Annotated in this window: 26 protein-coding genes; 16 read left to right on the plus strand and 10 right to left on the minus strand. The window is 53.5% G+C overall.

Annotated features, from left to right (window positions below):
* The first annotated feature begins 14 nt into the window (after positions 1–14).
* Both PYRFU_RS09950 and PYRFU_RS09955 read left to right on the plus strand, forming a co-directional pair.
* Entirely contained in the window at positions 15–842 is an 828-nt protein-coding gene (locus PYRFU_RS09950; protein ID WP_052296943.1) for a nucleoside phosphorylase, read from the plus strand.
* Positions 839–1,969, plus strand: coding sequence for a histone deacetylase family protein (locus PYRFU_RS09955; RefSeq protein ID WP_014026541.1), 1,131 nt, complete (start codon positions 839–841; stop codon positions 1,967–1,969). The genes PYRFU_RS09950 and PYRFU_RS09955 overlap by 4 nt, the downstream gene beginning before the upstream one ends.
* Before the next feature lie 193 nt (positions 1,970–2,162).
* Here PYRFU_RS09955 and lysS read toward each other — a convergent pair whose 3' ends face one another.
* Positions 2,163–3,845, minus strand: a complete 1,683-nt coding sequence (gene lysS, locus PYRFU_RS04965; protein WP_014026542.1) for a lysine--tRNA ligase — start codon at positions 3,843–3,845, stop codon at positions 2,163–2,165.
* A 171-nt stretch (positions 3,846–4,016) separates the two neighbouring features.
* Between lysS and PYRFU_RS04970 the strand changes: the two genes are divergently transcribed.
* Together PYRFU_RS04970 and gcvT are read left to right on the plus strand one after the other, a co-directional pair.
* Positions 4,017–4,310 (plus strand): hypothetical protein, encoded by a 294-nt coding sequence (locus PYRFU_RS04970; RefSeq protein ID WP_167827845.1) that lies wholly within the window; start codon positions 4,017–4,019, stop codon positions 4,308–4,310.
* Positions 4,311–4,533: 223 nt separating this feature from the next.
* Positions 4,534–5,652: a glycine cleavage system aminomethyltransferase GcvT gene (gene gcvT / locus PYRFU_RS04975; protein WP_014026544.1), complete on the plus strand. Its 1,119-nt coding sequence runs from the start codon at positions 4,534–4,536 to the stop codon at positions 5,650–5,652.
* On the opposite strand, the gene PYRFU_RS04980 is transcribed toward gcvT, so the two are convergent.
* Positions 5,630–6,514, minus strand: a complete 885-nt coding sequence (locus tag PYRFU_RS04980) for a potassium channel family protein (protein WP_167827846.1) — start codon at positions 6,512–6,514, stop codon at positions 5,630–5,632. The two genes, gcvT and PYRFU_RS04980, sit on opposite strands and share 23 nt — an antisense overlap.
* 86 nt (positions 6,515–6,600) lie before the next feature.
* On the opposite strand from PYRFU_RS04980, the gene PYRFU_RS04985 reads away from it, so the two are divergent.
* Together PYRFU_RS04985 and PYRFU_RS04990 are read left to right on the plus strand one after the other, a co-directional pair.
* Complete coding sequence (locus PYRFU_RS04985; protein ID WP_014026546.1) at positions 6,601–7,263, plus strand: Snf7 family protein; 663 nt, start codon at positions 6,601–6,603, stop codon at positions 7,261–7,263.
* 492 nt (positions 7,264–7,755) lie between these two features.
* Positions 7,756–8,043: a hypothetical protein gene (locus PYRFU_RS04990; protein ID WP_014026547.1), complete on the plus strand. Its 288-nt coding sequence runs from the start codon at positions 7,756–7,758 to the stop codon at positions 8,041–8,043.
* Here PYRFU_RS04990 and PYRFU_RS04995 read toward each other — a convergent pair.
* Positions 8,040–8,264: a FeoA family protein gene (locus PYRFU_RS04995; protein WP_014026548.1), complete on the minus strand. Its 225-nt coding sequence runs from the start codon at positions 8,262–8,264 to the stop codon at positions 8,040–8,042. The genes PYRFU_RS04990 and PYRFU_RS04995 overlap by 4 nt on opposite strands.
* A gap of 65 nt (positions 8,265–8,329) precedes the next feature.
* Between PYRFU_RS04995 and PYRFU_RS05000 the strand changes: the two genes are divergently transcribed.
* Together PYRFU_RS05000 and PYRFU_RS05005 are read left to right on the plus strand one after the other, a co-directional pair.
* Positions 8,330–9,106: a pyrroline-5-carboxylate reductase family protein gene (locus tag PYRFU_RS05000; RefSeq protein ID WP_014026549.1), complete on the plus strand. Its 777-nt coding sequence runs from the start codon at positions 8,330–8,332 to the stop codon at positions 9,104–9,106.
* Positions 9,103–10,269, plus strand: coding sequence for a hypothetical protein (locus PYRFU_RS05005; RefSeq protein ID WP_014026550.1), 1,167 nt, complete (start codon positions 9,103–9,105; stop codon positions 10,267–10,269). The genes PYRFU_RS05000 and PYRFU_RS05005 overlap by 4 nt, the downstream gene beginning before the upstream one ends.
* A gap of 85 nt (positions 10,270–10,354) precedes the next feature.
* Here PYRFU_RS05005 and speD read toward each other — a convergent pair whose 3' ends face one another.
* Entirely contained in the window at positions 10,355–10,750 is a 396-nt protein-coding gene (speD, locus tag PYRFU_RS05010; RefSeq protein ID WP_014026551.1) for an adenosylmethionine decarboxylase, read from the minus strand.
* A gap of 346 nt (positions 10,751–11,096) precedes the next feature.
* On the opposite strand from speD, the gene PYRFU_RS05015 reads away from it, so the two are divergent.
* Complete coding sequence (locus tag PYRFU_RS05015) at positions 11,097–12,260, plus strand: cytochrome c3 family protein (protein WP_048191632.1); 1,164 nt, start codon at positions 11,097–11,099, stop codon at positions 12,258–12,260.
* A 5-nt stretch (positions 12,261–12,265) separates the two neighbouring features.
* Here PYRFU_RS05015 and PYRFU_RS05020 read toward each other — a convergent pair whose 3' ends face one another.
* Entirely contained in the window at positions 12,266–12,949 is a 684-nt protein-coding gene (locus PYRFU_RS05020; RefSeq protein ID WP_048191634.1) for a DUF5591 domain-containing protein, read from the minus strand.
* 216 nt (positions 12,950–13,165) lie between these two features.
* On the opposite strand from PYRFU_RS05020, the gene PYRFU_RS05025 reads away from it, so the two are divergent.
* Positions 13,166–13,465 (plus strand): hypothetical protein, encoded by a 300-nt coding sequence (locus PYRFU_RS05025; protein ID WP_014026555.1) that lies wholly within the window; start codon positions 13,166–13,168, stop codon positions 13,463–13,465.
* A complete protein-coding gene (locus PYRFU_RS05030; RefSeq protein ID WP_014026556.1) occupies positions 13,437–13,970 on the plus strand; it encodes a hypothetical protein in 534 nt (177 codons plus the stop codon). The genes PYRFU_RS05025 and PYRFU_RS05030 overlap by 29 nt, the downstream gene beginning before the upstream one ends.
* Here PYRFU_RS05030 and PYRFU_RS05035 read toward each other — a convergent pair.
* Both PYRFU_RS05035 and PYRFU_RS09960 read right to left on the minus strand, forming a co-directional pair.
* On the minus strand, positions 13,887–14,369 hold the full coding sequence (locus PYRFU_RS05035; protein WP_014026557.1) for a RecB-family nuclease: 483 nt from the start codon (positions 14,367–14,369) through the stop codon (positions 13,887–13,889). The genes PYRFU_RS05030 and PYRFU_RS05035 overlap by 84 nt on opposite strands.
* A gap of 121 nt (positions 14,370–14,490) precedes the next feature.
* The gene (locus PYRFU_RS09960) at positions 14,491–15,387 is read right to left on the minus strand and encodes an ABC transporter ATP-binding protein (RefSeq protein WP_014026558.1); all 897 of its coding nucleotides are present in this window, start codon (positions 15,385–15,387) and stop codon (positions 14,491–14,493) included.
* A 200-nt stretch (positions 15,388–15,587) separates the two neighbouring features.
* Between PYRFU_RS09960 and PYRFU_RS05045 the strand changes: the two genes are divergently transcribed.
* From PYRFU_RS05045 to PYRFU_RS05060, 4 genes are all read left to right on the plus strand, one after another.
* The gene (locus PYRFU_RS05045) at positions 15,588–15,929 is read left to right on the plus strand and encodes a hypothetical protein (RefSeq protein WP_014026559.1); all 342 of its coding nucleotides are present in this window, start codon (positions 15,588–15,590) and stop codon (positions 15,927–15,929) included.
* A 233-nt stretch (positions 15,930–16,162) separates the two neighbouring features.
* Complete coding sequence (locus PYRFU_RS05050; RefSeq protein ID WP_048191636.1) at positions 16,163–17,161, plus strand: hypothetical protein; 999 nt, start codon at positions 16,163–16,165, stop codon at positions 17,159–17,161.
* A 2-nt stretch (positions 17,162–17,163) separates the two neighbouring features.
* The gene (locus PYRFU_RS05055) at positions 17,164–17,544 is read left to right on the plus strand and encodes a hypothetical protein (protein WP_014026561.1); all 381 of its coding nucleotides are present in this window, start codon (positions 17,164–17,166) and stop codon (positions 17,542–17,544) included.
* Positions 17,534–18,499 carry a hypothetical protein gene (locus PYRFU_RS05060; protein WP_014026562.1) on the plus strand — a complete coding sequence of 322 codons (966 nt, stop codon included), beginning with the start codon at positions 17,534–17,536 and terminating at the stop codon, positions 18,497–18,499. Before PYRFU_RS05055 ends, PYRFU_RS05060 begins: the two co-directional genes overlap by 11 nt.
* A gap of 45 nt (positions 18,500–18,544) precedes the next feature.
* Here the strand turns inward: PYRFU_RS05060 and PYRFU_RS05065 are convergent, their stop codons facing one another.
* The 3 genes from PYRFU_RS05065 to PYRFU_RS05075 form a co-directional block, all read right to left on the minus strand.
* Positions 18,545–19,507 (minus strand): DNA cytosine methyltransferase, encoded by a 963-nt coding sequence (locus PYRFU_RS05065; RefSeq protein ID WP_014026563.1) that lies wholly within the window; start codon positions 19,505–19,507, stop codon positions 18,545–18,547.
* 6 nt (positions 19,508–19,513) lie between these two features.
* Complete coding sequence (locus tag PYRFU_RS05070) at positions 19,514–20,026, minus strand: GntR family transcriptional regulator (RefSeq protein WP_014026564.1); 513 nt, start codon at positions 20,024–20,026, stop codon at positions 19,514–19,516.
* A 62-nt stretch (positions 20,027–20,088) separates the two neighbouring features.
* Entirely contained in the window at positions 20,089–20,721 is a 633-nt protein-coding gene (locus PYRFU_RS05075; RefSeq protein WP_014026565.1) for a multiprotein bridging factor aMBF1, read from the minus strand.
* A 665-nt stretch (positions 20,722–21,386) separates the two neighbouring features.
* Here PYRFU_RS05075 and PYRFU_RS05080 point away from each other — a divergent pair.
* On the plus strand, positions 21,387–22,193 hold the full coding sequence (locus PYRFU_RS05080) for a hypothetical protein (protein WP_048191638.1): 807 nt from the start codon (positions 21,387–21,389) through the stop codon (positions 22,191–22,193).
* The last annotated feature ends 170 nt before the right edge of the window (positions 22,194–22,363 follow it).

Below are 22,363 nucleotides of genomic sequence, written 5' to 3' on the forward strand. Positions count from 1 at the left end.
GGGTAACCCGGGTCTTGCCTTTCGGCAAACAGATGTTCACTGGGTGTAGTAGGGAGGATGTTGCGCCAGCCGTGCTTCTAACGAGCCTTGAGGAGGTCTACGAGGAGGCTAGTAATAAGCTGAAGAGCGTGTCTGGCGAGGTTCGCGGGCGCGGGGGCTTCGCATCCCGTAAGGGCAAGTATCACAACATCGAGATCATGGTGATGAAGACGCCTATAGGTGCGCCTGCGACAGCCATCGCGCTAGAGGAGCTGTACAGGCTAGGTGCTAGGATATTTGTAAAGGTTGATACAGCGCTGGGCTTGCAGAGGAAGCTGCGCCCAGGCACCCTCATAGTGCCTATTGCTGCCGTGCGTGCCGAGAGTGTATCAAAGTACTATGCGCCGGCCGAGTACCCTGCAATACCAAGCTACAAGTTCCTCCAGGTGCTAGACAAGGTGACCGTGCGCGGTAGTGGCGTAGAGCCCACCCCGACGGTGGTAATGAGCACCGACATGTTCTATCTAACGGTACGAGAGGAGTACGAGAGGTGGGCTAAGCTCGTTGGAGCTGTAGATATGGATACAGCCGCGCTATACACCATCGCGCAGGTAAGAGGTCTTCATGCTGGCGCGCTGCTCGTGATAGACAGTAGCGTGTGGAGCGGGCCGCGCGAGGAGGTCTGGCTAGAGGAGAGTGAAGAGAGTGTTGTGAAGACGCGTGAAGAAGTGATAAGTACGCTGCGCACGGCAGTCAACCTTGGTCTTGAGGCTCTCATAGTGATGTACGAGTATCTGAAGTCGGAGAAGGCTATTGAGCGACTGGAGAAGACACGTGGACAGAAGAGGCTTGTCTCGCTATGAGCGTGGGAGCCCCCTTACCAGTAACGTGGAGTGAGAGGTTCACGAAGTTTTTCTTCTCAAGTAGCGATGAAGTCAACAAGGCCTGGATGGAGCGCATGAAGACATATCGGCGCTACCTTGACGAGACCGGGCTGGCACGATGCTGCGTAGAGTTCTTGGAGCCACGCGAGGCCCCATTAGAGCACATAAAATGGGTGCATGACGAGGAGTTTGTAGAGATGCTCTTAGAGGCTGATAAGCTACCGTCAGCAGTCGTGATAGACTATGGTGATACGCGTGCCTATCCCGGCTTCCTCAAAGACCTCCTACTGATAATAGGCGGTGAGGAGATACTTCTGGACCACCTTGTGGAGAGGGGACGTGTAGCCGGCTACCAGCCTTTTGGAGGCCTCCATCACGCGGCAAGTAGGAGAGCTTCAGGATTCTGCCCCGCCAACGACATTGCGGTTCTAATAGAATACGCTAGGAGGAAGTACGGCTGGAATAGGTTCGCCGTGATAGATATAGACGTGCATCATGGTGACGGTACACAAAGCATATACTGGAACGACCCCACAGTACTCGCGATAAGCTTCCATGGCTACTCGCCAGGCTTCTATCCCGGCACTGGCAACTACAATGAACTGGGAGGCGACCGCGCCAAAGGCACAAAGCTCAATGTCCCGCTTCCGCCCGGCACGGGCGACAAAGCATTTCTTACAGTATTCGAGCGGCTTGTGCCAGAAGCACTCCGCATATACCGTCCAAGACTCATAGTGGCGCAGCTAGGGGTGGATGGCCACCGAGACGATCCTCTAGGCATACTGATGCTAACAACAACTAGCTATGTACAAGCAACCAAGATGTTGAGAGAAGTTGCTGAAGAGATAGGTGCTGTTCTTGTCGGAGTAGGTGGTGGGGGCTATGGTGTTAGCGCGTCGCGTGCAATGATAGCAGAGACTGTAGGACTCATAGGCGGGCTTGACAAACTACCTCCCGATGTAAGGGTAAGGGTAGAAGAGCTAATGGATCCTGAACCGACAAGTGATCCGCCGCAACGCGTGCAAAGCTTAGTGGAGCTAGCGGATCTTCTCCTCCAGAAGCTTGAGGAGGCGGTAGCCCCAGAGGAGGAAGAGGAAGAGAACTAAAAACGCGAGTTGTACGTTTGTTCTGTTATCTGTTTAATGGATGAGGAGGGGATATTAAGCTGAGAAAAGTGATGACTCGGTTCTCGGCCGATGCTGGCCCCCTCGCCGCGGCCCTGAGAGCCGCTGTTGCGGCATAACTGTGAGGGGCCGTTCTGGGGCTCCCGCCCCTCGCCGCCACCCTGAAAACAATTGTTTATGCTTGTAGCCTCAGCCTCTTGACGACAATGTTCCTGTCCAGCAGTGATAGTAGTGGAGCTGCTCTCGGGCCACTATCACGACCTACGAATATCTTGTAGAACCAGCGGTAGAATTCGCGCCTCTTTTTCGCGTCAAGGTCTTCCGTAGCCTTCATGAGAGCGTTCTTTATGTTCTCCTCGTTCCAGTCCTCGAGCGCCTCTAGTAGCGATGCTGCTTTCTCGAACTTCTCTCGCACCCAGTCTGGTAGCTCGACGCTAGGCGGCTCCTCGAGTATATCCACTCTCATCTGGCTCGGTGCATACTTCTCCATCCAGCGACGTGCACGAGGAATCAGTGCACGTAGCCTCTCAACGTCATAGCTTGTCGGGTCGCGTGGCATGTGGCCAGTGCGCTGCAGCCTCTTCAGCGCCTCCTCAAACGCCTCATTATCGTCCAGCTTGCGGAGCAGCCATGCCAGGATGGCAACGTGTGTGTATGGGGGTTGCGCAGGCAGCTTATCTGGTATGTTCTCCCAGGATAACAGGCTGTAGAAGTAGCTCTTCGCTAGATGAGCATCTTGCTCTTTGTCGCCGGTCGACTCGGCACCGTAGAATATGCGTTCAGCCTGGTACCACGCATTGTAGTAGTTTGGTATGTCGCGTAGGCTGAGCGTCACTTTCCTCATGGGAGGTACGCGGAGGTATAGGAAGCGGAGCACCTCAGGATGGGCCACCTCTAGCCACTCGCGAGGCGTGAAGCCCTTGAAGTCGCTGCTGGACATGTCTGTCTCTTCGCCCGTTGCGGGGTCCCTGTAAGCGACCCACTCGTAGGGCGTGCCCATCGGCGGTTTCATCCGGAAGACGTTCACTGCGAGATCCTTGGCGGAGTCTCTGCTACCACCTGGCATTGCGTGGTCCTTGCCGTATGGCTCGAAGTCTACTCTTAGCGCCCACCAGACACCGACCCACTCTAGCCTCCAGTTCAACTTGCCCTCGGTTAGCGGGGCCTCCCCCGTATACCCGCAATGCTTACACTTGTATACTACGGTGTCGCCCTTGATCTCGATGGATTCTGTAGTGTCGATCCTCCCGCACCTCGCGCAGATAGGCTCGAATGGTATCCAGCCGGGTGGGTACGGGTTCCTCCCACGGTACTTGTTGAGAATCTTCCGTATCTCCTCACGCTTCTCGATACTAAGCCTCGTGAAATCGAGTAGACTTCCACGGTACAGGTCGGTAGTTGTTACAACTTCTACCTTCCCATCAGTGAAGTCTTTGAGATAGGGGCCAAAGTCCTCCCAGTAATGATCAACCCAGTTGTCGTGGCAACCTTTGGGATCCGGCACGCGTATCAAAGGCCATCCGGTGTACTTTCCGCAGGCCTCGCGTGGGTCTGGGAACTGCGCACACTGTGGCTCTTTGCCTTTCCACGCGTCCTGCGTGTAGAGAGTGATGAACTGTCTTATCCTCCATCCGCGCGCTTCAAGAATGCGTCGAACAACCTCTGGTATTACGACCTCGCCGCGAAGCCTCCCAACATGCTGAAGTCCCGAGACGCTCAAGCCGCCGTTAAATACAAACTCCTCCTTGCCCTCCTCCCGTTTACGCTCCTCCAGGAACCTCTCAACTTCCTCTGCTAGCTCCTCTATCCAATGGCGATACCAACCCCAGCGCTCCTCTAACTGTTTCAACGCGATCATCTGTGCAGCCCCCAAGTCCCGTAGAGCCGTCCCGAGGATTAAACCGAGGAGTTCGAACCAAACGTATACCACGGGAATGAATGTTTACAACATTTTGCAACTATCGTTTGTGTACACATGTGTAAATACTCCGGCAGTAGTGTATGTCTAAGGTGAGGGCGCTAAAGACGTATGTTGTGCGGCGAGGCTATGCATGTAGTCAAACTTTTGCTCGATAAGTTCGTCGCATTGACGAACATGAATGTAAGAGGTGTTAAGGTGGTTGTCAAAAAGCGTGTCTATGACAAACAACAACTCTATACCATGCATTATCTTGTTCTTCTTGTTGAGGCGTGTAAAGGCCATAACTGTGGTAAGTACAAGGTGCAAGGGATTGTCAGTGAAATGTGCGACGTACTTGGGTTGAAGGTAGTTAGCTGTGGTGATCGCGAGGAGTGCCTCCTAGTCTGGAGGGGTGTGGGTTGAACGGAGGCTCAGCACCCAAAACCGTCTTCACTAGTTCCGCCAATCGAGCCCTCATCATAGCCGTAGTCTCGAGTGGAGCCGCGGCCTCTAGCCGGACGGGGCCGCATCGAGCCGCCGACGCGGCGGCCTTGCGGCCCCGGGTCCTACCAGTCCATTACGGTGGTCGCCACGCCGGTTTTTCACTCTCGGTGCGGCGTAGCTAACAGCGGGAGGTCGCTGGGTCGTGCCGTTACGCAGTCCCCTCTACCAGTTGCACCGTGAGCTTGGTGCGGTATTCACTGTGTTCGCGGGTTGGGAGCATCCGGTCGACTATGGCAGTGTTGTTGAGGAGCATCTTGCCGTGCGTAAGCGAGTTGGAGTCTTCGATTTGAGCCACTTGGGTAGGATAATAATCTCGGGAAGTGACGCGAAAGAGCTTCTCGAGAAGCTCGTGCCGCGTAGACTTGCCGGAAAACCTGGTGTTGTTGACGGTCCGACTGCCTTCCTTGACGAGAAGGGGGGTTTCATTGACGATGTGCTGCTCTACCCACTGTCTAACGGCGAGTGGATGATAGTCGCTAATGCCGCTAGTAGGGAGAAGGATATCGCGTGGCTCCAGCAGTGGGCTAGGAGGCTCGGCCTCGATGTTGAGATAAGGGATGAGACGTTCAGCATGGCGCTTGTGGCTGTTCAGGGTCCGGAGTCTCTCCGAGTACTTGGCCGTGTCGGTCTCGATGTGGCGACACTCGAGTCGCTAAAGAGGATGGAGTTTGTTGAGAATCTTGACTCGCCGTTCGGGAAGTTGCGTGTCGTGTCCAGGAGTGGATGGACTGGTGAGGATGGCTTCGAGATATATGCGGATCCTGATACATCTGCAAAGCTCTTCCGTGCACTTGTCGAGGCTGGTGCACGCCCATGCGGGTTGGGCGCCAGAGACTCACTGCGCATGGAGGTGGGTTTCCCCCTCATAGGCGACGAGCTTGGCCCTGATGTTACGCCAATCGAGGCCAGGTATTGGCTTGTGCTTGATATGGGCAAGGTTGCTAGCGGCGAGTGTGTTGGATGCGATGCCGTATGGAGAAGACTCCTTGAGGGTGTTTCGCGTGTAAGGCTGGGCGTTAAGCTTGGCAAGGGGGTTAGGCTAGTACCGCGTAAAGGCGACAAAATACTCGTTGGCGATGTGGAGATAGGTAGAGTGACTAGTGGCGCCTACTCGCCCATATTGGAGAGGGGCATAGGCCAAGCGTACATTGACGCGGGGCACGCTCTGCCCGGGCTAGAGGTTGTCGTCGAGAGGGGCAAGAAGCGCGTGAAAGCCAAGCTAGTCGACTTTCCATTGATTAAGCTTGGTGGCCGTGGATAGCCCAGTACCTCTTTCTCAGCTCCTCCAGGAACTCTTCAAACTCGTCTGGAGGCAGGTTAAGCGCTGCAAGTATGCACGTGGTGACCGCGTCGTCCTTTTCTCCAACAAGCCCCATAGTAGCCTCTAGAGGATAGCCAAGCAGCCCTGCTAGCTTCTGGATCCTCTTACGTTCAAGCCTTTGCAGCTCCCGGGCTATCGCCCTCCCGACACTCCGTGCAGCTGCAGAGGAGAACACTGCTATAGTAACGCTCCACAGTACTATGCCTATAGCCATGAGGACCATTGTCAGGGCTTTCCCGGCGGTGGTCTTAGGCACAATATCGCCGTATCCCACGGTCGTTATGGTGACTATCGTGAACCAGAGGGCGTCGAAATAGGAGTGTACACTGTGTCCCGCTTCAACGGCATAATATGCGAGTGAACCAGTGGTAATCGTCATAGCGAATAGCGCGAATATTGGTGAGAGTGCGAGCCCTCTTATGAAGCCGCGTAGCAGCCTGGCAAGGTCGCTCCCATAAGCCAGCATTATAGCGACCCTGGCTATTCTAGCGGCCCTCACAATGCTCGATGCGAGCGGGTTTGTGTCAACGGCAACAAGAGGGATCATGCCTGGTATCTCCCACGCGGTCATCACGATATAGCTCATAGGGTATGGGGAGAGCGCAACACGATACGCATATGCTAGTAGGGCAGCCAAGCTCATGTAGAAGTCGATGGTGTAAAGCGTGGGGCTTGGGGGCGCCAAGGCAGCCACTATAGCGAAAAAGCCAAGGTAAACCTCGAGTATGTCAAATACGTACCTTGCCAGTGGCTTGTGAGGGCCAGTGGCGAGTGCAGCCAGCGCCTCCCCTCTGGCGGCCACAAGCGACCCCGGTATCACCAGGCCAGTAACTGCCCCCTCACCAAGCCTCCTACCATGCGAGTGGTGCCGCACCCCGGGTGTAGAGTATGGCGGACCTACGTGACTTCGCGAAGAACTGGGCCCCCGAAAAGAAGCCTGGCATCGGCTCCAAGATAAAGAAGATGTTCAAGAGGGAGCCGCCACTCCGCCTCCGCATAGTCCAGGCCATTCACATGCTCAAGGTTCAGACCCACCGCCTGGAGTACATGATAGCGAGGATGAAAGAGAGGGACCAGGAGTTATTCGAGAGGGTTGTTGAGGCTCAGATGGAGGGTGACAAGCTACGCGCACAAGTGTACGCTAACGAGGTCGCAGAGATAAGAAAGGTAGTCAAGACGCTAATGACCGCAAAGCTAGCCCTGGAGCGCGTGATACTCAGACTCGAGACGATAACCAGCCTTAGCGACGCAGTAGTCGCCCTAGCTCCAGTGGTCGGCGTAGTTCGCGAACTGAAGACCCAACTCATGGGTATAGTGCCGGAGATCGCGCTAGAGATAGCCGAGGTTGGTGAGCTACTAGAGAGCCTAGTGATAGAGACTGGCGAGTACACCGCCATCGCTAGCGGCGTGGGCGCAGTCACACCAGAAGCAAAGAAGATCCTACAGGAGGCCGCCACTATTGCCGAGCAGAGGCTACGCGAAGAGTTCCCGACTCTTCCAGAGATACCAGCCTCCACGACAGCCGAGGGTGCAAAGGCGGAGAACGGCTAAGCCCGTTTTTGCACCATACTAATCCCGCTTTTCTCGCTTATGAGCTGGATGCGCGGGAGGGTCGGGGCTGGCGTAGGCCAGCCACCGGCCCACCACGGGCCTAGCTCTATTGCCCGAGCCTCCTCATCCCCATGCGTATTGCGCGTATGGTTGCACTATTCATGCATGTGGGCGGGGCTTCGGGGTCCCTCGCCGTCCTCATCGGGGTTAAACCCCTAAGACGGCCCATCAATGAACAGGTATCCACATCGCCCTATGCTACCACTTAAGCCGCATATGTTACGTATCGTCTTAAAAGGATTGTATTATGGAATTCGAGGGTTGCATGAAATGCTGGATTTGCGGATTTAGGTGGACGTGTATATCCTCGTGTATGGTCGTAACAATTGCTCTAGGTGATTAGACGTATATACAAATTATGGTTACTTGATATTTTAAAAGTGAAGGCGTATATAGCATGTATGTTTTGTCGAAGTACGTGGTGAGTGTGAAATGAGTAGCTGTATTAGCACTGAAATGAAGTACGGTATTGAGATTAGGGAGGATGTGGAGTATTGGGAGCGTATTGCGCAGAGTTTGTTGGTAAAGTGCGGCGGGAAAGTGTGCATAAGGGGTTCTAGCGTCAGCTTTAGCGATGTGAAAAGGTTCGTGTTGTATGCTCTTATGAGGGGTGTGGAGGACATATCGCAGCTTGCGAGGCTAGTAGAGGAGAGTTTCGGCGTGAGTCGTGAGGATGCGGTGAGGCTGGTGCTTCTCGTACTTGCGGACTATGAGCCTTAGAGTGGCTCTACCAGCACTTTTTCGGCTAGGCCGCGTCCAACGGCTACTAGTGAACCCCTAACGCGTACTATTATCGGGCCACCTGTTACCATCACAACCTCTACCTCCGAGCCAGGCGCTAGCCCCATCTCCATTGCTCTCCGGGTGGCGCCTCTACCCCCAAGGACTGCTACTACCTTTGCTCGTGTACCTGGTGGTAGCTTTGAGAGTGGGACTGGCATGCTAAAGCCCCCGGCTAGCCTAGAGTGTGTAAGCGCCCCCAGGGCGTTAAAGCACGGTGGCGAATGTGCGTGGAGTTAGTGTCGCCGTTCTGGGCGCGGGTAAGATGGGTTCCGCGATAGGTAAGGCGCTGCTCGAGTGTGGTGCGAGGGTTCTAGCGACTAGGGCTCGTAGGGAGTTGCTCGGGGAGCTTGCTAGGCTAGGATTCGAGCCCATAGAGTCTAACCGCGTCGCGGCTGAGCGCGCAGACCTTGTGATAATTGCCGTGAAACCATGGCATGTTGAGAGCGTTGCCAGGGAGGTGAGAGACGTGGTTGTGGGTAAACCTGTCGTGTCGATAGCGGCTGGCGTGCGGCTTGAAAAGCTGCGCTCTTTGATGCCAGGTGCAATAGTCTATCGCGCGATGCCCAATATGGGTGTTCTTGTAGGATTATCTGCTACTGCTCTTGCTGGAGACCGAAATACTGATGCGGCTAGAATGGTCGAAGACGCTTTCCGATGCATGGGTGAAGTGTTCTGGATAGATGAGAAGCTCTTCCCCGCGTGGACTGGCTTGGCTGGGAGCGGCCCAGGCATACTAGCGTCGATCGCTGATGCGCTGGCGCTAGCCGGCGTCGCTGCTGGTATATCAAGACGTGACGCGGAGCGCATAGTGTCGCTGCTGTTCCGTGCTGTAGGCGAGTTGCTCCTTACCAAGGGGTTCCAGGGGCTCAGGGATGAGGTGGCAACGCCTGGTGGTACGACTATAGAGGGGCTACGTGTTTTAGAGCAGGGTGCGAGGGGCGCCATCATAGACTCTATCCTAGCGGCTGTGGAGAAAGCGAGGAGGCTGGAGGAGAGTTGAACGCGACGCTGGCAATACTAGCCCTCCTAGTCTTCAACATGGGTGGTGTATTCGACCTTACTGGTGTAGGTCCCGGTGTGGCAACGGGACGCGTTCTGTACACGAATGGGACCAAGGTAGGAGTCGTGGCTAGTGTTAATGGTAGTGTGTTTGCATTGCGGGACTATACACCGTTGGATGCCGGATGGGGCACCATACTAATGGCTAGTCGTGATGGCAAACTCCTAGTAGCCTACAAGAATGGCAGCATGTACCAGTTGGGCGATGTTGTAAAGAGTATGCCTCCCTATCGAGTCACCTCAAAAGGCGCCCTCGTTACGGCTGGTTTAGTAGCACTGCTGGTGAACAAGAGTGGTGCCGCAAGATTACGTGTGGACGGTCTACTCGTGGTTGACTACCGTGATGGTGTTGTGCTAGGCTCTAGAGGTGGCAATGACGCGGTAATCTTGAGGGGTAGTAGTGCTCTCCTCTATGAAGGCCTAGCACCACTAGCACTGTGTAACGAGACGCACGCCGTTGTTGTGTATAAAGGTGATATAGGTATACTCGGGTATAGAAATGGGCTTGTCACACTCATACACGTTGATAATGTCAAGCCTGTTTGGGGAGAGACGCTGGATTACAGCATAGCATCGTGTAGCGATGGCACATTGGCTTTCACGGGTAGGGCGAACAGTACTATAACAATAGTCGTTCTCGACACGGCTAGTGGCTCTTGTTGGCTTGTAAAACCCTTAGGTGAGGTGAGGGGGGCGGGTGTCGCTGTCGACGGGAAACGTGTGACAGCTGCTTTCAGCGTCAAAGGTGGAGCTAAACTAGCAATATACAAGTGTAGGTTTAAGGTTGAGAGTCTCTTCGTGGAGCCTAAGAGGCTCAACGCGACCATATTATTGGAGAGCGTGGAGAGTAGTGCGGTGAGCATAGAGAGGCTGCCAGCGGTAAACAAGACGACAATGTTGGCGCCAAACCTTCTGCTTGCAGTTCTCGAGGTGAGAAGCTCGGGTGAGAGTGGTGCGGGTAAAGTTAAGCTCGGGAATGCCCCCGGTGTCCCCGTGTTACTGCTCCTGGTTATCTTCTTCACCTTGTTAGCTTCCATCTTGCTAGCTAGACGATCGGTAAGGAGGATATCTTCGGCGGAGTCCGCTCGTCACCATCCCGGATAGAACCCGGTCGGCACCGCGTTGGGCTCCACACCCGAGGGCAGGGGGACACCGGGGGCTAAAAACGAGACGAGCGGGGCCGGGGAAACTATTCCAGGGAACGGTCCGCGGCCCCCACCTCGATGTGCCTCGGGCGTAGCTTCGAGACTATGTACTGGAAGGCGCGCTGCGGGTCAGTGTGCTTCCCACAGCTATAGACGTCAACGGTCGCGAAGCGGTACTCGGGCCAGGTGTGTATCGTTATGTGGCTCTCTAGGATAACCGCTACAACAGACACGCCTTCCCCGATCTTCCACGACTTAACGTCAAGAAGCGTCATGTTGCCCAGTTTCGCGGCCTCCACGACAATGTCGCGTAGCGCCTTCTCGTCCTTTAGAAGCTCGACCTCCTCGCAGTCATAGAGGTTGCCGTAAACATGGCGGCCGACGACTCTGGGCTCGTTGGCGGCTGGCTGCGGCCTAGGCTTAATGACTGGCAGCGTCACTCCAACTCACCAGGCCCCCACGACCCCCCGGGTACTTATAAGGGGTACCCCCCTCCATGAGCATCGTGAGTAGCGCGTAGTGTGTTGTTGCGGGCCCTACCGCCCCTGACTCCCTCATCATTGGCGGAAGCCTCGGAGCCAACGCTCTCGCCACCGGGCCCGCCACTGTGAATCATTGTCGCGTGGTCTCTGGTATACCCTCAACCTCTTCGAAAAATGTTCGGGACCACTTTAACACATTAAAGTCAAATTAATGTTAACACGTGTATTGCTGCAGTGTGCGTTAACTACTGTCACATTTTATTATTGGTTTCGAGCATTGTAATCCAAAATAGTGGTGTAAAACATGAGATTGAGGAAACGCGATATCATAGTCGTCCTAGCTGCTCTGGTTATGGGGGTATACGCGGCATCCGCTGCAACACTCTGGGCTCCAGTTGAGGAGATGGGAAGCACATGGCTAGGCGAGATGAGGTTCGCTGATACGCTTCACGCAACCACCAAGGGCATGAAGTACTGGTATGAGCGTGGCATAGGGAAATACACAGGGATACCATACGAGCAAATGTTCTGCTCAAAATGCCACGCTACGTGCGAGTCTTGCCATGGCGTCCGAGACAGTAACGGTAACGTAGTAGACTTCAGCGTGAAGATGGCGAGTAACCCAGATACGTGCTTTGCCTGCCATGGCAGACAGAAGAAGGCATACCTGCTAGGCAAGAGTAACCCAGAGCTAGCAGACGTCCATATGTTGGGTCTCGGAGTATCGTGCACCTTCTGCCACTCTAGTGTAGAAGTGCATGGTATGCACGGTGACTTCCAGTACATGTTCGACAAGGGTGGCGTGTTCGACGTGAGCTGTGAAAAGTGCCACATATACGGCTATGCGCCGAGACCATACAGATTCATAGAGGAGCATCGCGTGCATCTCGATGATATAGCCTGTTCTGCTTGCCACTCTCCAACAGTAGTGACATGTTACAACTGTCACCTTTCATACTCGTACGAGAAATACGTAGAGACTGGGGTGCCCGTCAAGAAGGCTATACCGATCATTGGTTGGCTGCCGCTGGTACGCGACCAGAGGACGGGCAAGATAGTCCCGGGTAACTTCATGGTTGTAGTCTGGACCCACAACGGCACCGAGGCGGTGCGTGTCGACATAGCGCAGTTCTTCCCGCACATCGTGGACGAGAGGGGTCGTACCTGCAACGACTGTCATGGTATAGAGGCTGCTAAGCAGCTGCTCGAGAGTGGCGAGCTACGCCTAGTATGGGTTGAGAATGGGCAAGTGAAGCACATGAACGGCGTCATACCGATAGTCGAGGGCACCAAGCTGGTATTCCAGACATTCGTGTGGGACGAGGCCAGCAACAGCTTCAAGCCGTTCAAGGAGGTGGTTGTGACGGTCGGCCCAGACACTCTCATTGAAGCCACCAGCGGCCTCACCATGGAAGACCTTGAGAAAATGGCAAAATCCCCCGAGGAACTCCAGAGTGGTACAAGCTGACATACTCACAAGCCGAGTTCCTTGACTAGTTTTTTCAAACCTTGCACCAGCGAGGCTAGGCTACTTCTAGTCACAAGGACAAGGTCTGCATCCTGGTAGAGGCCTCCAAGGGATACCTCTCTAACCTCCTCGTTGGGGACAGTGCGGGCTGCAAAGTTCTCAATTCGAATACCGAGTCTTTCAGCGGCAACTCTCAATGCAGCCCAACTGTCGCTGTCCCAGCGGAGATAGGCTGCAAATCCACGATAATAGCTCTTGAACGTCTCTAGGTACGCGGTTATCCTATCGGCAAGGACGCGGCGGTAACACTCGCGAATCTCGGGCGTCTCGTATATCGGGTTCCAATCGTACGCGGCATACGGCCAGTGCTCGTCAAGTTCGCGTGGTACGACACCCGCGTTGGTAAGCATAACCTCATGTACCTTGTCAATGAGGCCGTTCTTCCACAGTGTCCTCCTTATCATGTAGTGGATGAAGCTTTGAGAATAGGGCTTGCCATAGCTGCATGGAAGGAACAATAGTATCTTGCCGCGAGGAGGCTCGTAGCTTGTCAGTAGCTTTGAGAACCCCTTCTCGAATGCCGGGTGTATCAGATAGTCGAGGCCGACACCACGTATGTACTCACGGCACTCGCCGGGCTCCACCCAGTCAAGCTCCTTTCCGGTCCACACGCGGCGCGGGCAGACCATGATGCCCCTAGGAGTGGGGACGTGCATGGGGAGTGTAACGCTTGTCGGCGCGGCGGGGCCGCTGTCCCCCGCCCCTAACACCTAGCCTCATCGAGCCCCCGATGGGGGTCTAGGCTAGGCTCTTATAGGCGGGAGTCGGGGCGGCGCGGCCCCGCCGCGAACCCGCCTTAGGTTGATACGCAGGAGTGGCGTTTATCCCCAGCTGGGTGGGCGCGGATGCCGGTAGACATTACCTTCGAGCTCAGCTATCTACTGAGCGATAAACTAGGTGTCGATGTTAACGTGGAGAATGTTGACTTTACGCCAGGAGACGGTACACTCTGTGTTGATGCGGTGGTCGAAGGTAGTAAGAGGAGGGGGTGTGTGCAAGTAAAGCCGTGCAAGAACATTACTGAGGAGCATAAGTGGGTGCGCTGCGTCTCAAAGAACATCGCGAATAACGACAAGCTTCTCGAGGAACTTGCCCGCGCTTTGAGGGGTGGTGATGGTGGCAGGGAGAGTAGCGAGTCTACTTGAAGGCTGGAGACGTGTATGGCTTCTACCATTCTTGCACGTCATCATAGAGCGTGGAGGCGCTAGCACAAGAGAGGTTGCGGACACGCTTGGTGTGAGAACAACGCTAGTGAAGAGCGCATTGTACGCCCTTCGAAGAGCAGGTGTCATAGTCAAGATCAATGAGGGTGAGCGCGTGAGGTACGTGCCTGCGCCTGGCGTTGCAGAAGAGTATAGTAAACTCTTCAGGATCGTGAAGCTTGATGGCGACTATGCGGCCTTTACCGGCAGTCACTACATCTACGTGGATATTAAGAAGAGTAGGGTATCCTCCTGGGTGTTGCCGGAGTACATCGTTGAGAAGGTTCTGGAAGCTTACCAGAGGATGAAGGATGCCAGGCCATCAGAGATAGGCAGGGCATTGGGTCTACACGGTCGTACTGTGTCAAGAGCTTTGCGTGTCTCTAGGTTCCTGGGTCTGGCTCCTCAACGCGTAGAGGATGAGGGCAGCCTCGGCAACAGGGCTTAACCTACCCTCGACGCCTTTGATGTAGACTGGGCGTCCCACGGCAATATCCTGCTTGGTTATACCGGGGTCGCCACCTCCAAACACTATCATTGTCTTGTCCTTGGCTAGTCCAGCTATCTCGTCTATTGTCATCGGCTCGCCATAGTCTTTCGAAACGACAATGATAGTGTTGGGGGTGAAGAGTTCGACAGCGTCTCTCAACTCGGGTAGAGTAACAAAGCTTCTGCCCAGCCTCAATGCTATCCTCATTGCCTCCGGCACGCCGTTCTGGGCTGCCGCTCCATACACGCGTGTCGCGACCAACACGCGATACCCGAGACCATAGACTGTTCTAGCCATGTCTATGAGCCTCTGGGCACTTGACACGTCGTGCACAACGGGTATCACGGTTGCAACCATCCTCTACACCCTACTCACGCTAGCGTAGCACGGGTATACAGAGCCTCCTAGGCAGCAAACCCATAGCCAAAACAAGTTAAGGCTACGAGCGTCACCATTAGCCATAGGTGTGTGAATACTGTCAACCGCTGTCAGTTCTAGGGACCCCGTCTACCGAGGAGACTTTCCCACGAGCAAAGCTACGTAGGACAGCCTCATATACCATCAATGGGTCGAGTATATTCTTACACCCGAACCTAGAGAGATCCGCCCCGTCAGTGCAGATGATAGCCTCAGAATCCTCGACCCTAACCGTAAACCTAGCGGAGTCCTTAACAGCCTCGTACACCTCGTCAAGAATCTCAGGGCTACAAGCGAAACACGCACGTGTAATGTCAGAGTCGCTAGAGGTACTGTACACCACCTTACCATCCACAAGAACTACTATACTGCGTGTTAGGTCAGCAGGAACCTGGAGGCTAACGTGCGTCGTTACAACCACTGGATGACCCCTCGCAAGCCACTCGAACATTCGCAGGACAACGCTAATACTATTGACGTCTAGGCCCGAGAAAGGCTCATCAAAAACATATGCCTCGCATTCCCTCCCCATGCCAGCAGCGAGCAGCAACCTCTTCCTCATGCCTGTGGAATAGCTACGAATGGGCCTATCCCAGAAGCTGGCAATATCGAGCAACTCCGCAACCTCGACCATACGCTCCCATGAGGATCCGGAGGCGCTTATAACAAACCTCAAGAACTCCCTACCCGAGAGCCACCATGGTAAACCAACATCCTCGAAGACGAAACAAACCCGTCTGCACACGGTATCCCTCGACCGCCAGGGATCCAGGCCAAACACAGAGACACTGCCACGAGAAGGCCTCAGTATCCCAGCAAACAAGCGCAATAATGTAGACTTGCCACTACCATTAGGACCAAGTAGAAAGTGAAGACCTGACCCCTCGAAACTCACGTTGACGTCGACTAGTGCCAATGTAGAACCGAAAACCTTCCACACACTCCTAGCAGCAAACAAACATAGACCCACCCTTACGTCATAAGTATCCTCGACGGAGGTGTATGTTATTAATTTTCCTGGCAGAAAGTTTCCAACAAGCTATAACAATCATAAAAGTAGTGCATCCATACTGGGATAAACAATGTATACAAGGCGTAAGATCGTACTACTGCTGCTATCCTCGCTAATGTTAATAGTGATAACAGCTATTAGCGTGTATGCAGGGAGCGCATTCTGCTCTAGCACCGGAAAACACTATTGAGGTAAACGCATATGCACTGTACAACAATGGCTATGGAAGGGTAGACGCCTCTGCAAAGGCATACGACAGTACAGACGAAGTAATGGTAATGATATACGCCCGGTTTGACGACACACCCGTCTATTGTGCAATAGATTTTGGCCAGGGCTATGCTTACGCCTATATCGACTCTAAAGAGGCTGGGATTGAGAACGTCAAGTATACGTATGCTGAGGCTGAAGGAGAGAATTACAATACAGGTGAAACTGTGTTTGTATCGGCCTTTGCGTCACAAAGTAGCGGATGGTGTGGCTGCTAACATGACAAGACGATCAACATGATAAACAAGTGTAGCTAGGTGATACGTCATGATGCATGGATCACAATTTTCTAAAACACTGAGTCTCCTGTTTTTTATCCTCCTTTCTCTCTCTATTCTTGCCATTACATCATGTTGCAACGCTTAATACCCTTATCGCAGCAGAAGGCTTGCCTCCTAACGACTTTAGCGACCCTGGTAACCCTATTGTACTTGTTTACAAGGTTTGCAGCTTGAGTAATAAGACGATAATATTCTTCAACACTACATCGGGCGGGAAACAGCCTATAGGAAGCTGTGTCACGCTCAACATAACATTGTTTAGAGTTAATGATAGTAGCTTCGTCGTGAGGTATACGTTCAAAGCCACGAATTTCAAACTTGTAAAAGAGTATGTGCTGGTAAAACCGTACTACATGTTGTTTAACTCTAGTGGTGATTTCGCTGGTGCATTCCCCTTCATGTTGTTCGACGTCAATATCGTGAACGATACTATCGTTAAGATATATAGTAATCAAATTTTCTATAGTGTAAGTTTTAGATGTTCTAGGGACGAGTGTAGCGAGCCCCTCAAGCTCTTGCAAGATGTTATTAGGGGATGCAGTAAGCGTGGTGTAACGCGTCTAAACAAGACGGTATCGATTATAGTCTCCAAGGAAGAGGTATACGTAAAGCTTAGATGGGCTCCTCTTATGCTCATGTATGTTCTCTCCAAGCGTCCGGCAGACAAACCTATAATCGTGGATGGTGTCCGCCTGGGTCCTGAAAGGCTTATAGTATTCGATGCGGAGAGTGCCTCTGGGCTTAGCGCTAGTATCGTGAAAGCTGCGATGGAGAAAAGGGGTCTAAAGGTACTACATTGCGAGGTAACTAAAAATGGAAAACTTGTCGGAGTTGTCGTGCTTACGCCGGATTGTCGTATATCCGTGATTATCGTTTATGGGAGGCATGTTGGATACTATGACTTGTTAACGCGTGTACTAGTGTATGGCGTGTATGAGGGCGGGCCGTGTGCGAATGTACTGTGTGTGTTTCCGCTTGACACCCAGTTCTACTTTGATCGTTTCGAGATGAGGGGTGTCGAGGTTAGGTTAGTGTATACAAATCTCCCGTTGAGTAGCGTGAATTATGTTGTTGGTACGGATAGACCGTACAGGCTGTACACGCTTGCGCTTGCTGCATTGTGGGTCATCATCTCATCGATACTTATGCACTTGTTTAGAAGGTGGTGATCATGACGGGTAGGTACGCGGGTTTCCTGCTACCGGTCGTAGTATGGGTTGTTGTGATGCTCGCCTTCAGCCTAATGGTCTACACTGTGGACTACCCTACGGGTGGCTACTTTTCCTATACGCCGTGGAGCGCTGGCATACCATCCGCGTACTTAGGGAGGATCTATATTTGCTCATGGGGAGGGAATGCGAGTATCAGCATTAGACTCTCGGGTATAAAGATGGCTAAGTTTTTGGTTCTGGCTGAGGCTATCGGAAGCGGCTCTAATGTCACGGTGTCTAGACTCGTTGTTGGAGATTCTCGTAGCCTGGCGTTCACGTATGAGCTTAGGAGCCCAGACCTCTACAGGTTTACGATCCTAGTGGCGTTTTGTGCCAAGTGAGGGAGCGGCACAAATCCTTGTAGAGTTTAACGCTTGGGGGCCTAGACGAGAACTGGCAGCGAACATGGTGGTATCGGCGCTCTTCTTCGCAGGCCTATGGGCTGCAGCGACAAGCCTGATATACGCGTGGGTCAGTCGTACCAGCAGAGAGCTATTGTTGTTCTTTGCGAGGTTTCCGGCGACGAGCCTGCTAGGCAGCATCGGCGCGATAGCGATCCTGAGTGATGTGTGGCCACCAAAGGTGTTGATAGACTATTCTCCCAGGGTTGTTGCTATGTACGCTTCTATCACGAGCTACGAGTCTTTCACACTCTATCTTCTACTCTTCCTGTCGGGTCTCTACGCGGTACTCTTCTACGCGTACGCCATCGAGCGCAAGCTCTTCGACGCGTTAGAGCTGGCGTCGTTCAGGAGGAGTGAAGTGGTGAGGACACACCTAGTCTCCTGGGTACTGTTATACTGGTTGCTGGTCATCTTCACTGTCCTAACGCTAAGCTACTCCTACGCCGCGATACTCTACCAGCTTAGACCCATAGAAGCGCTTAGTATCGTAATGCCAGTTGTGCTGCTAGAGTTGACGTTCTATCTTCTTGTAGGATATCTGGTCGCTACGCTGCTCTGCATGGTGTTTGGCAGAGTGAATGTCGCGATTCTAGCTCATTTGCTCGCCTCGTTCGGGATAGTTGAGCTTGTCCGCAACCACCCCCGCATATTTGAGGTGTACTGGAGCCTAGCAGATCTTGACATCCCGGTGTTTGGCATACCCCTCTTCGACAAGAGTGTAGAGGAGGTGACGGTGGGCGAGGTGCTTAGCAAGATGCAGGAGAGGCTAAACATCATTATGAGCAGCATGCTGGTCGAACGGTTGATACCGAAGACGGTGATGGTATCTGCTACGCTGCTAATACTCGTAGCCATACTATATGTGGTGGCTATGAGGAGAGAGTTTCGGTAGGAGCGTGGCGACTCAGCGTACGCGTGTTGGCGTGTTTATCCAACTCTACGCGTGCCTCGAGAGGTAGTCGAGTATTGTTTTTGCTATGGCTCTGGCTAGTGGTGGTGGCACGGCCTCGCCAACCTGGTTGTATTGCTCATCGCGGCCGCCGAGGAACACATGGTTATCTGGGAAGCCCATTAGCCTAGCTTGTTCGCGGACCGTTAGGAACCTATCCTCGTAGGGATGGATGAAGCGGCTCGAGCCAAGGACGGTTGGGGCGGGTTTCCGTGGGTCGAGGCGGATAAGGTTAGGTAGTCTCCTACCCTCAGCACCCTCGTATAGTATCATCGCTTGACCCCAACGTAGCCTTGCTATCCTCTTAGCCTTCTTGGGGCTAGTTGAAGGTGGCTCGTGATTCGGGGGCCATGGAGCACCAGGTTCTGGTAATCCCTTCAGAGCGTCACGTACAGTGAGTAGTCTCCTAGAGGGCCTTGGACGCAGGGGTATGTTGGATATGAATACTCTCCTCCTGTGGCTCGGCGTCCCGTACCTCTCGGCCTCGAGGATATTGAAGTATATGCGTTCGTAGCCTGCTCTCGCGAATACCCTTCTCAGCTCGTCGCGTAACTCGCCCTCAAGTATACCCGGCACATTCTCCATCACGAACACCTTTGGTCTAAGCTCTCCGACTATGCGGGCATAGTGGAGTACAAGCTGGCCTATCGGATCCCTGTACAGTCTATCAAGCGGGTCTTTCATCCTACGTGGGTTTGCGCCAGTGAACGGCTCGCAAGGCGGACTACCTATCACCACATCGGGTTGGCCAACGAGCCTCTCGATCAGCCTGCCGGTAACCTCCCTCACATCTATATGCAGGGCTATCGCTTCTGGAAAGTTCGCCTTAAAGCTGCGTATCGCGGCCGCGTCGTTATCTACGCCCAAGAGGACTTGGAAGCCTGCGTCCCGGAATCCTCTCGAGAATCCACCGGCACCGCTAAACAAGTCTATAATTGTGAAGCGTGTCAAGCGAGACTAGCCCCTCCTCTCCTCTTTCGCTATCTCCTCCTCGAGCTTCTGGATAACCTCCTCGAGTATACTAACTATCTGCTCCTGCCTCTCGTCCGGCTCCAGAGGCGAGCCACACCTCGGACATATCATTCCATACTCCATTGCCTCGTCAAAGGTGAAGCGTAGCCCGTCGGTCGGGCACGTGTAGAATATGTTGTCGCGCTCATACTCGAGACGCAGTCGGAGCTTCTCTATAACGGCCTTCTTCCGCGCCACGAGGGCAGGTCTGAGATTCTCGAAGTTGACGCGCCAGTAGAATATCAGGCGGCCTGTATCGGGGTCTCTCTGCTTCCTATAGATGACGAAACCAGACTCCATTAGCTTGTTGAGCGCCCTTCTAATAACGTTGAACTTCAGCCCGGTCTTCTCGGCCATCTGCTCCTCGGTTAGCTCCTGACCGCTCTCATAGAGTATCCTGAGTACCTCGCGTGTTTCTGGCCCGTAGAGCCTCTCGATGAATGTGTAGAGCTGTTCCATCGTGGACCCTAGTACTACTGAGGTTGAAAGAAGGTGGATAAGGGCTACCCCGGGGGCGCTTTTCACTCCTCACGTATCTCGACAATATCGCCGAGTGTCAGCTCGAACTCGCTGCGCTTGCGCCTAGACCCGGAGACCCCAAGCTCGACATCCTCTTCGACAACGGGCTCCAGAAGCTTGATGCCAAGCACCTTCTCCAGCCTTCTGGCAAGATCCACGGTTGGTACCAGGGTGCCAGCCTCAATCCTCTTGATAACATTAACCCTCTCCTTAACTCTCACGGCGAGCTCCTCTTGAGATAGACCGAGTCTTTCACGGGCCCTCCTTACCCTCTCCGCGAAATCAGGTACGACCTCGTACCTCTCAGCCAGCCTATCGCTGCCTAGGCCTCTCCCACGGCCCCCGCCCGGCCTGGGCGTAACTGGTCTGGTGGAGGGCCTTGGCGTGGACGGGCGTGCTAGAGCGGGTGAGGGCCTAGAGGCTGGTGTAATAGTTGTACGGGTAGCACCGCCACCGGATATGCGAGCCTTGAGTGGCACATCCTCTGTTCCCGTGCTTCTCGCGCGACTAATATACCGGTTGTAGCACCTTTCACACACGTACATCTCGCTACCCTCAACGTATATAACGTATGGCTCGTCCTCGACGGGCAGGCCACACATCTCACAGTAAAGGACGCGTCTCCTGCTAGACAAGGACCTGCACCCCACTCAGCCAACAACCATTAGGCTATCAAGCTCCGCTAGGGTATAAACTAGGGGCTCGGCAAGGGCCCAGCAGCATCACTCTCACTTCAGATGCTCGACGGATAGCTCCTCACAGCCCCACCCTGAACAACCATAGGGGAGGGTATAGTGCCGAGCGTTGCGCGTGGACTAGCGTGGTGCGTTAACGGGCCTCACGATAAGATGCATAGGGCGATTATGTGCTGTCGTTAGGAAGTGTAGAAGAGTTACCATGAGGTCTCGCAATGTTAGACTGTGTGTTTATCTCGAAGCCCGTTTGCCAAGCTAGCAAAATGTGAGGCACCTAGCTGCACTATTAACATATTATCACCAGGGTTAGTATAAATGTGTATGCGCAGGGTGCACTAGTGTTAATACCGCCGATGCTTATCGGCGTGTTGCACGGCACCATCTAGAACATTAAGAGGTTTGGCGCAAGAGTTTATATAGTAGAAGACTACTGTGCGCTCGGGCTGTGCTGGATACACATCACAGTAATTGGTATCTAAGGAGGTTTAGACTAAAGAGAAAAGTAGGCCGTGGCATGTGTTTACATTTTGACTATTTTGGCGAGTCGGATATGTGTAGGGATAGAGATATGGTAGCCTCTGTATCTGCAACCTGGTGCACCCTTATTGCGGGCGCACAGGAGCCTCATTGTGTTGCTACCTGTACTAGCTCTTGCTTCTGCAATCGTCTATACAGTCTATCACTCGTCTAGCGCACCCATGATGCACTCAACAGATAATGCGATGCGAGTCTATTCTAGAAGCTTATGTGCATACCGTATGCTCTTTTATGATCCACTCGCGCTCGAATATCCAAATCAGACGCTCCTCCGCCAAATAGAGTACATCGTGAACGAATCGGGAGGCTGCCTCGACGCCTATATCGGAGAAGAAGCGGGTCTAGAACCACTCCTCCACCTCGATAAATATGATATCATCGTTATCCGTGCGCATGGCGGGATCTGGGATGGAAGAGGCTTCTATTTCGCGACTGGTCTCTCACCACAGGGCCCTTACGACATCCCAGTATTACTCGTCCAGAAGCTAGCTAAAAATGGTGTGCTTGAGGCGGGCTCACCAGCTGTACTCTCCGAGGGAGCTGTCATATCATCCTCAGAGTATATCATAGTCGGGGCTCTCTTCTTTAAGCATGTCGCGAGGCTCAAGAAGGGCGCGGTAGTCGTAGTAGCATCTTGTGATAGCCTCAATGATCCGAGATTCGTGGAAGCGGTCCTCACGGCTGGGGCCGTGGCATATATAGGATGGATGGGTAAAACGACACCATCTGCAATAGACGATATGCTTCCAAGCCTTATCAAGCTAATCGTAGAGCACCTAGATAACCCATGCGAAGCTTTGACTAATCTGAAGATTATTGGGGTGAAGTTAGTGGCGCCAACGGGTGCCGTTCTCTCCGGGGTATGCAAAGAGTAACTCCGAATAATACTATTTAGGTCAGGTTGTAATTCTGTCTACCAAGTTATCTCGGAGTACACTTTGACCATGCTAGCTTCTCCGATACGTGTTAATGCAGCGTGAACAACCAAGAGTTCTCTCCTTGCACTCCTGCGACATTCACAACAATACCCTCGGTTTCTCCAGAT

The organism is Pyrolobus fumarii 1A (assembly GCF_000223395.1).
Classification (GTDB): domain Archaea; phylum Thermoproteota; class Thermoprotei_A; order Sulfolobales; family Pyrodictiaceae; genus Pyrolobus; species Pyrolobus fumarii.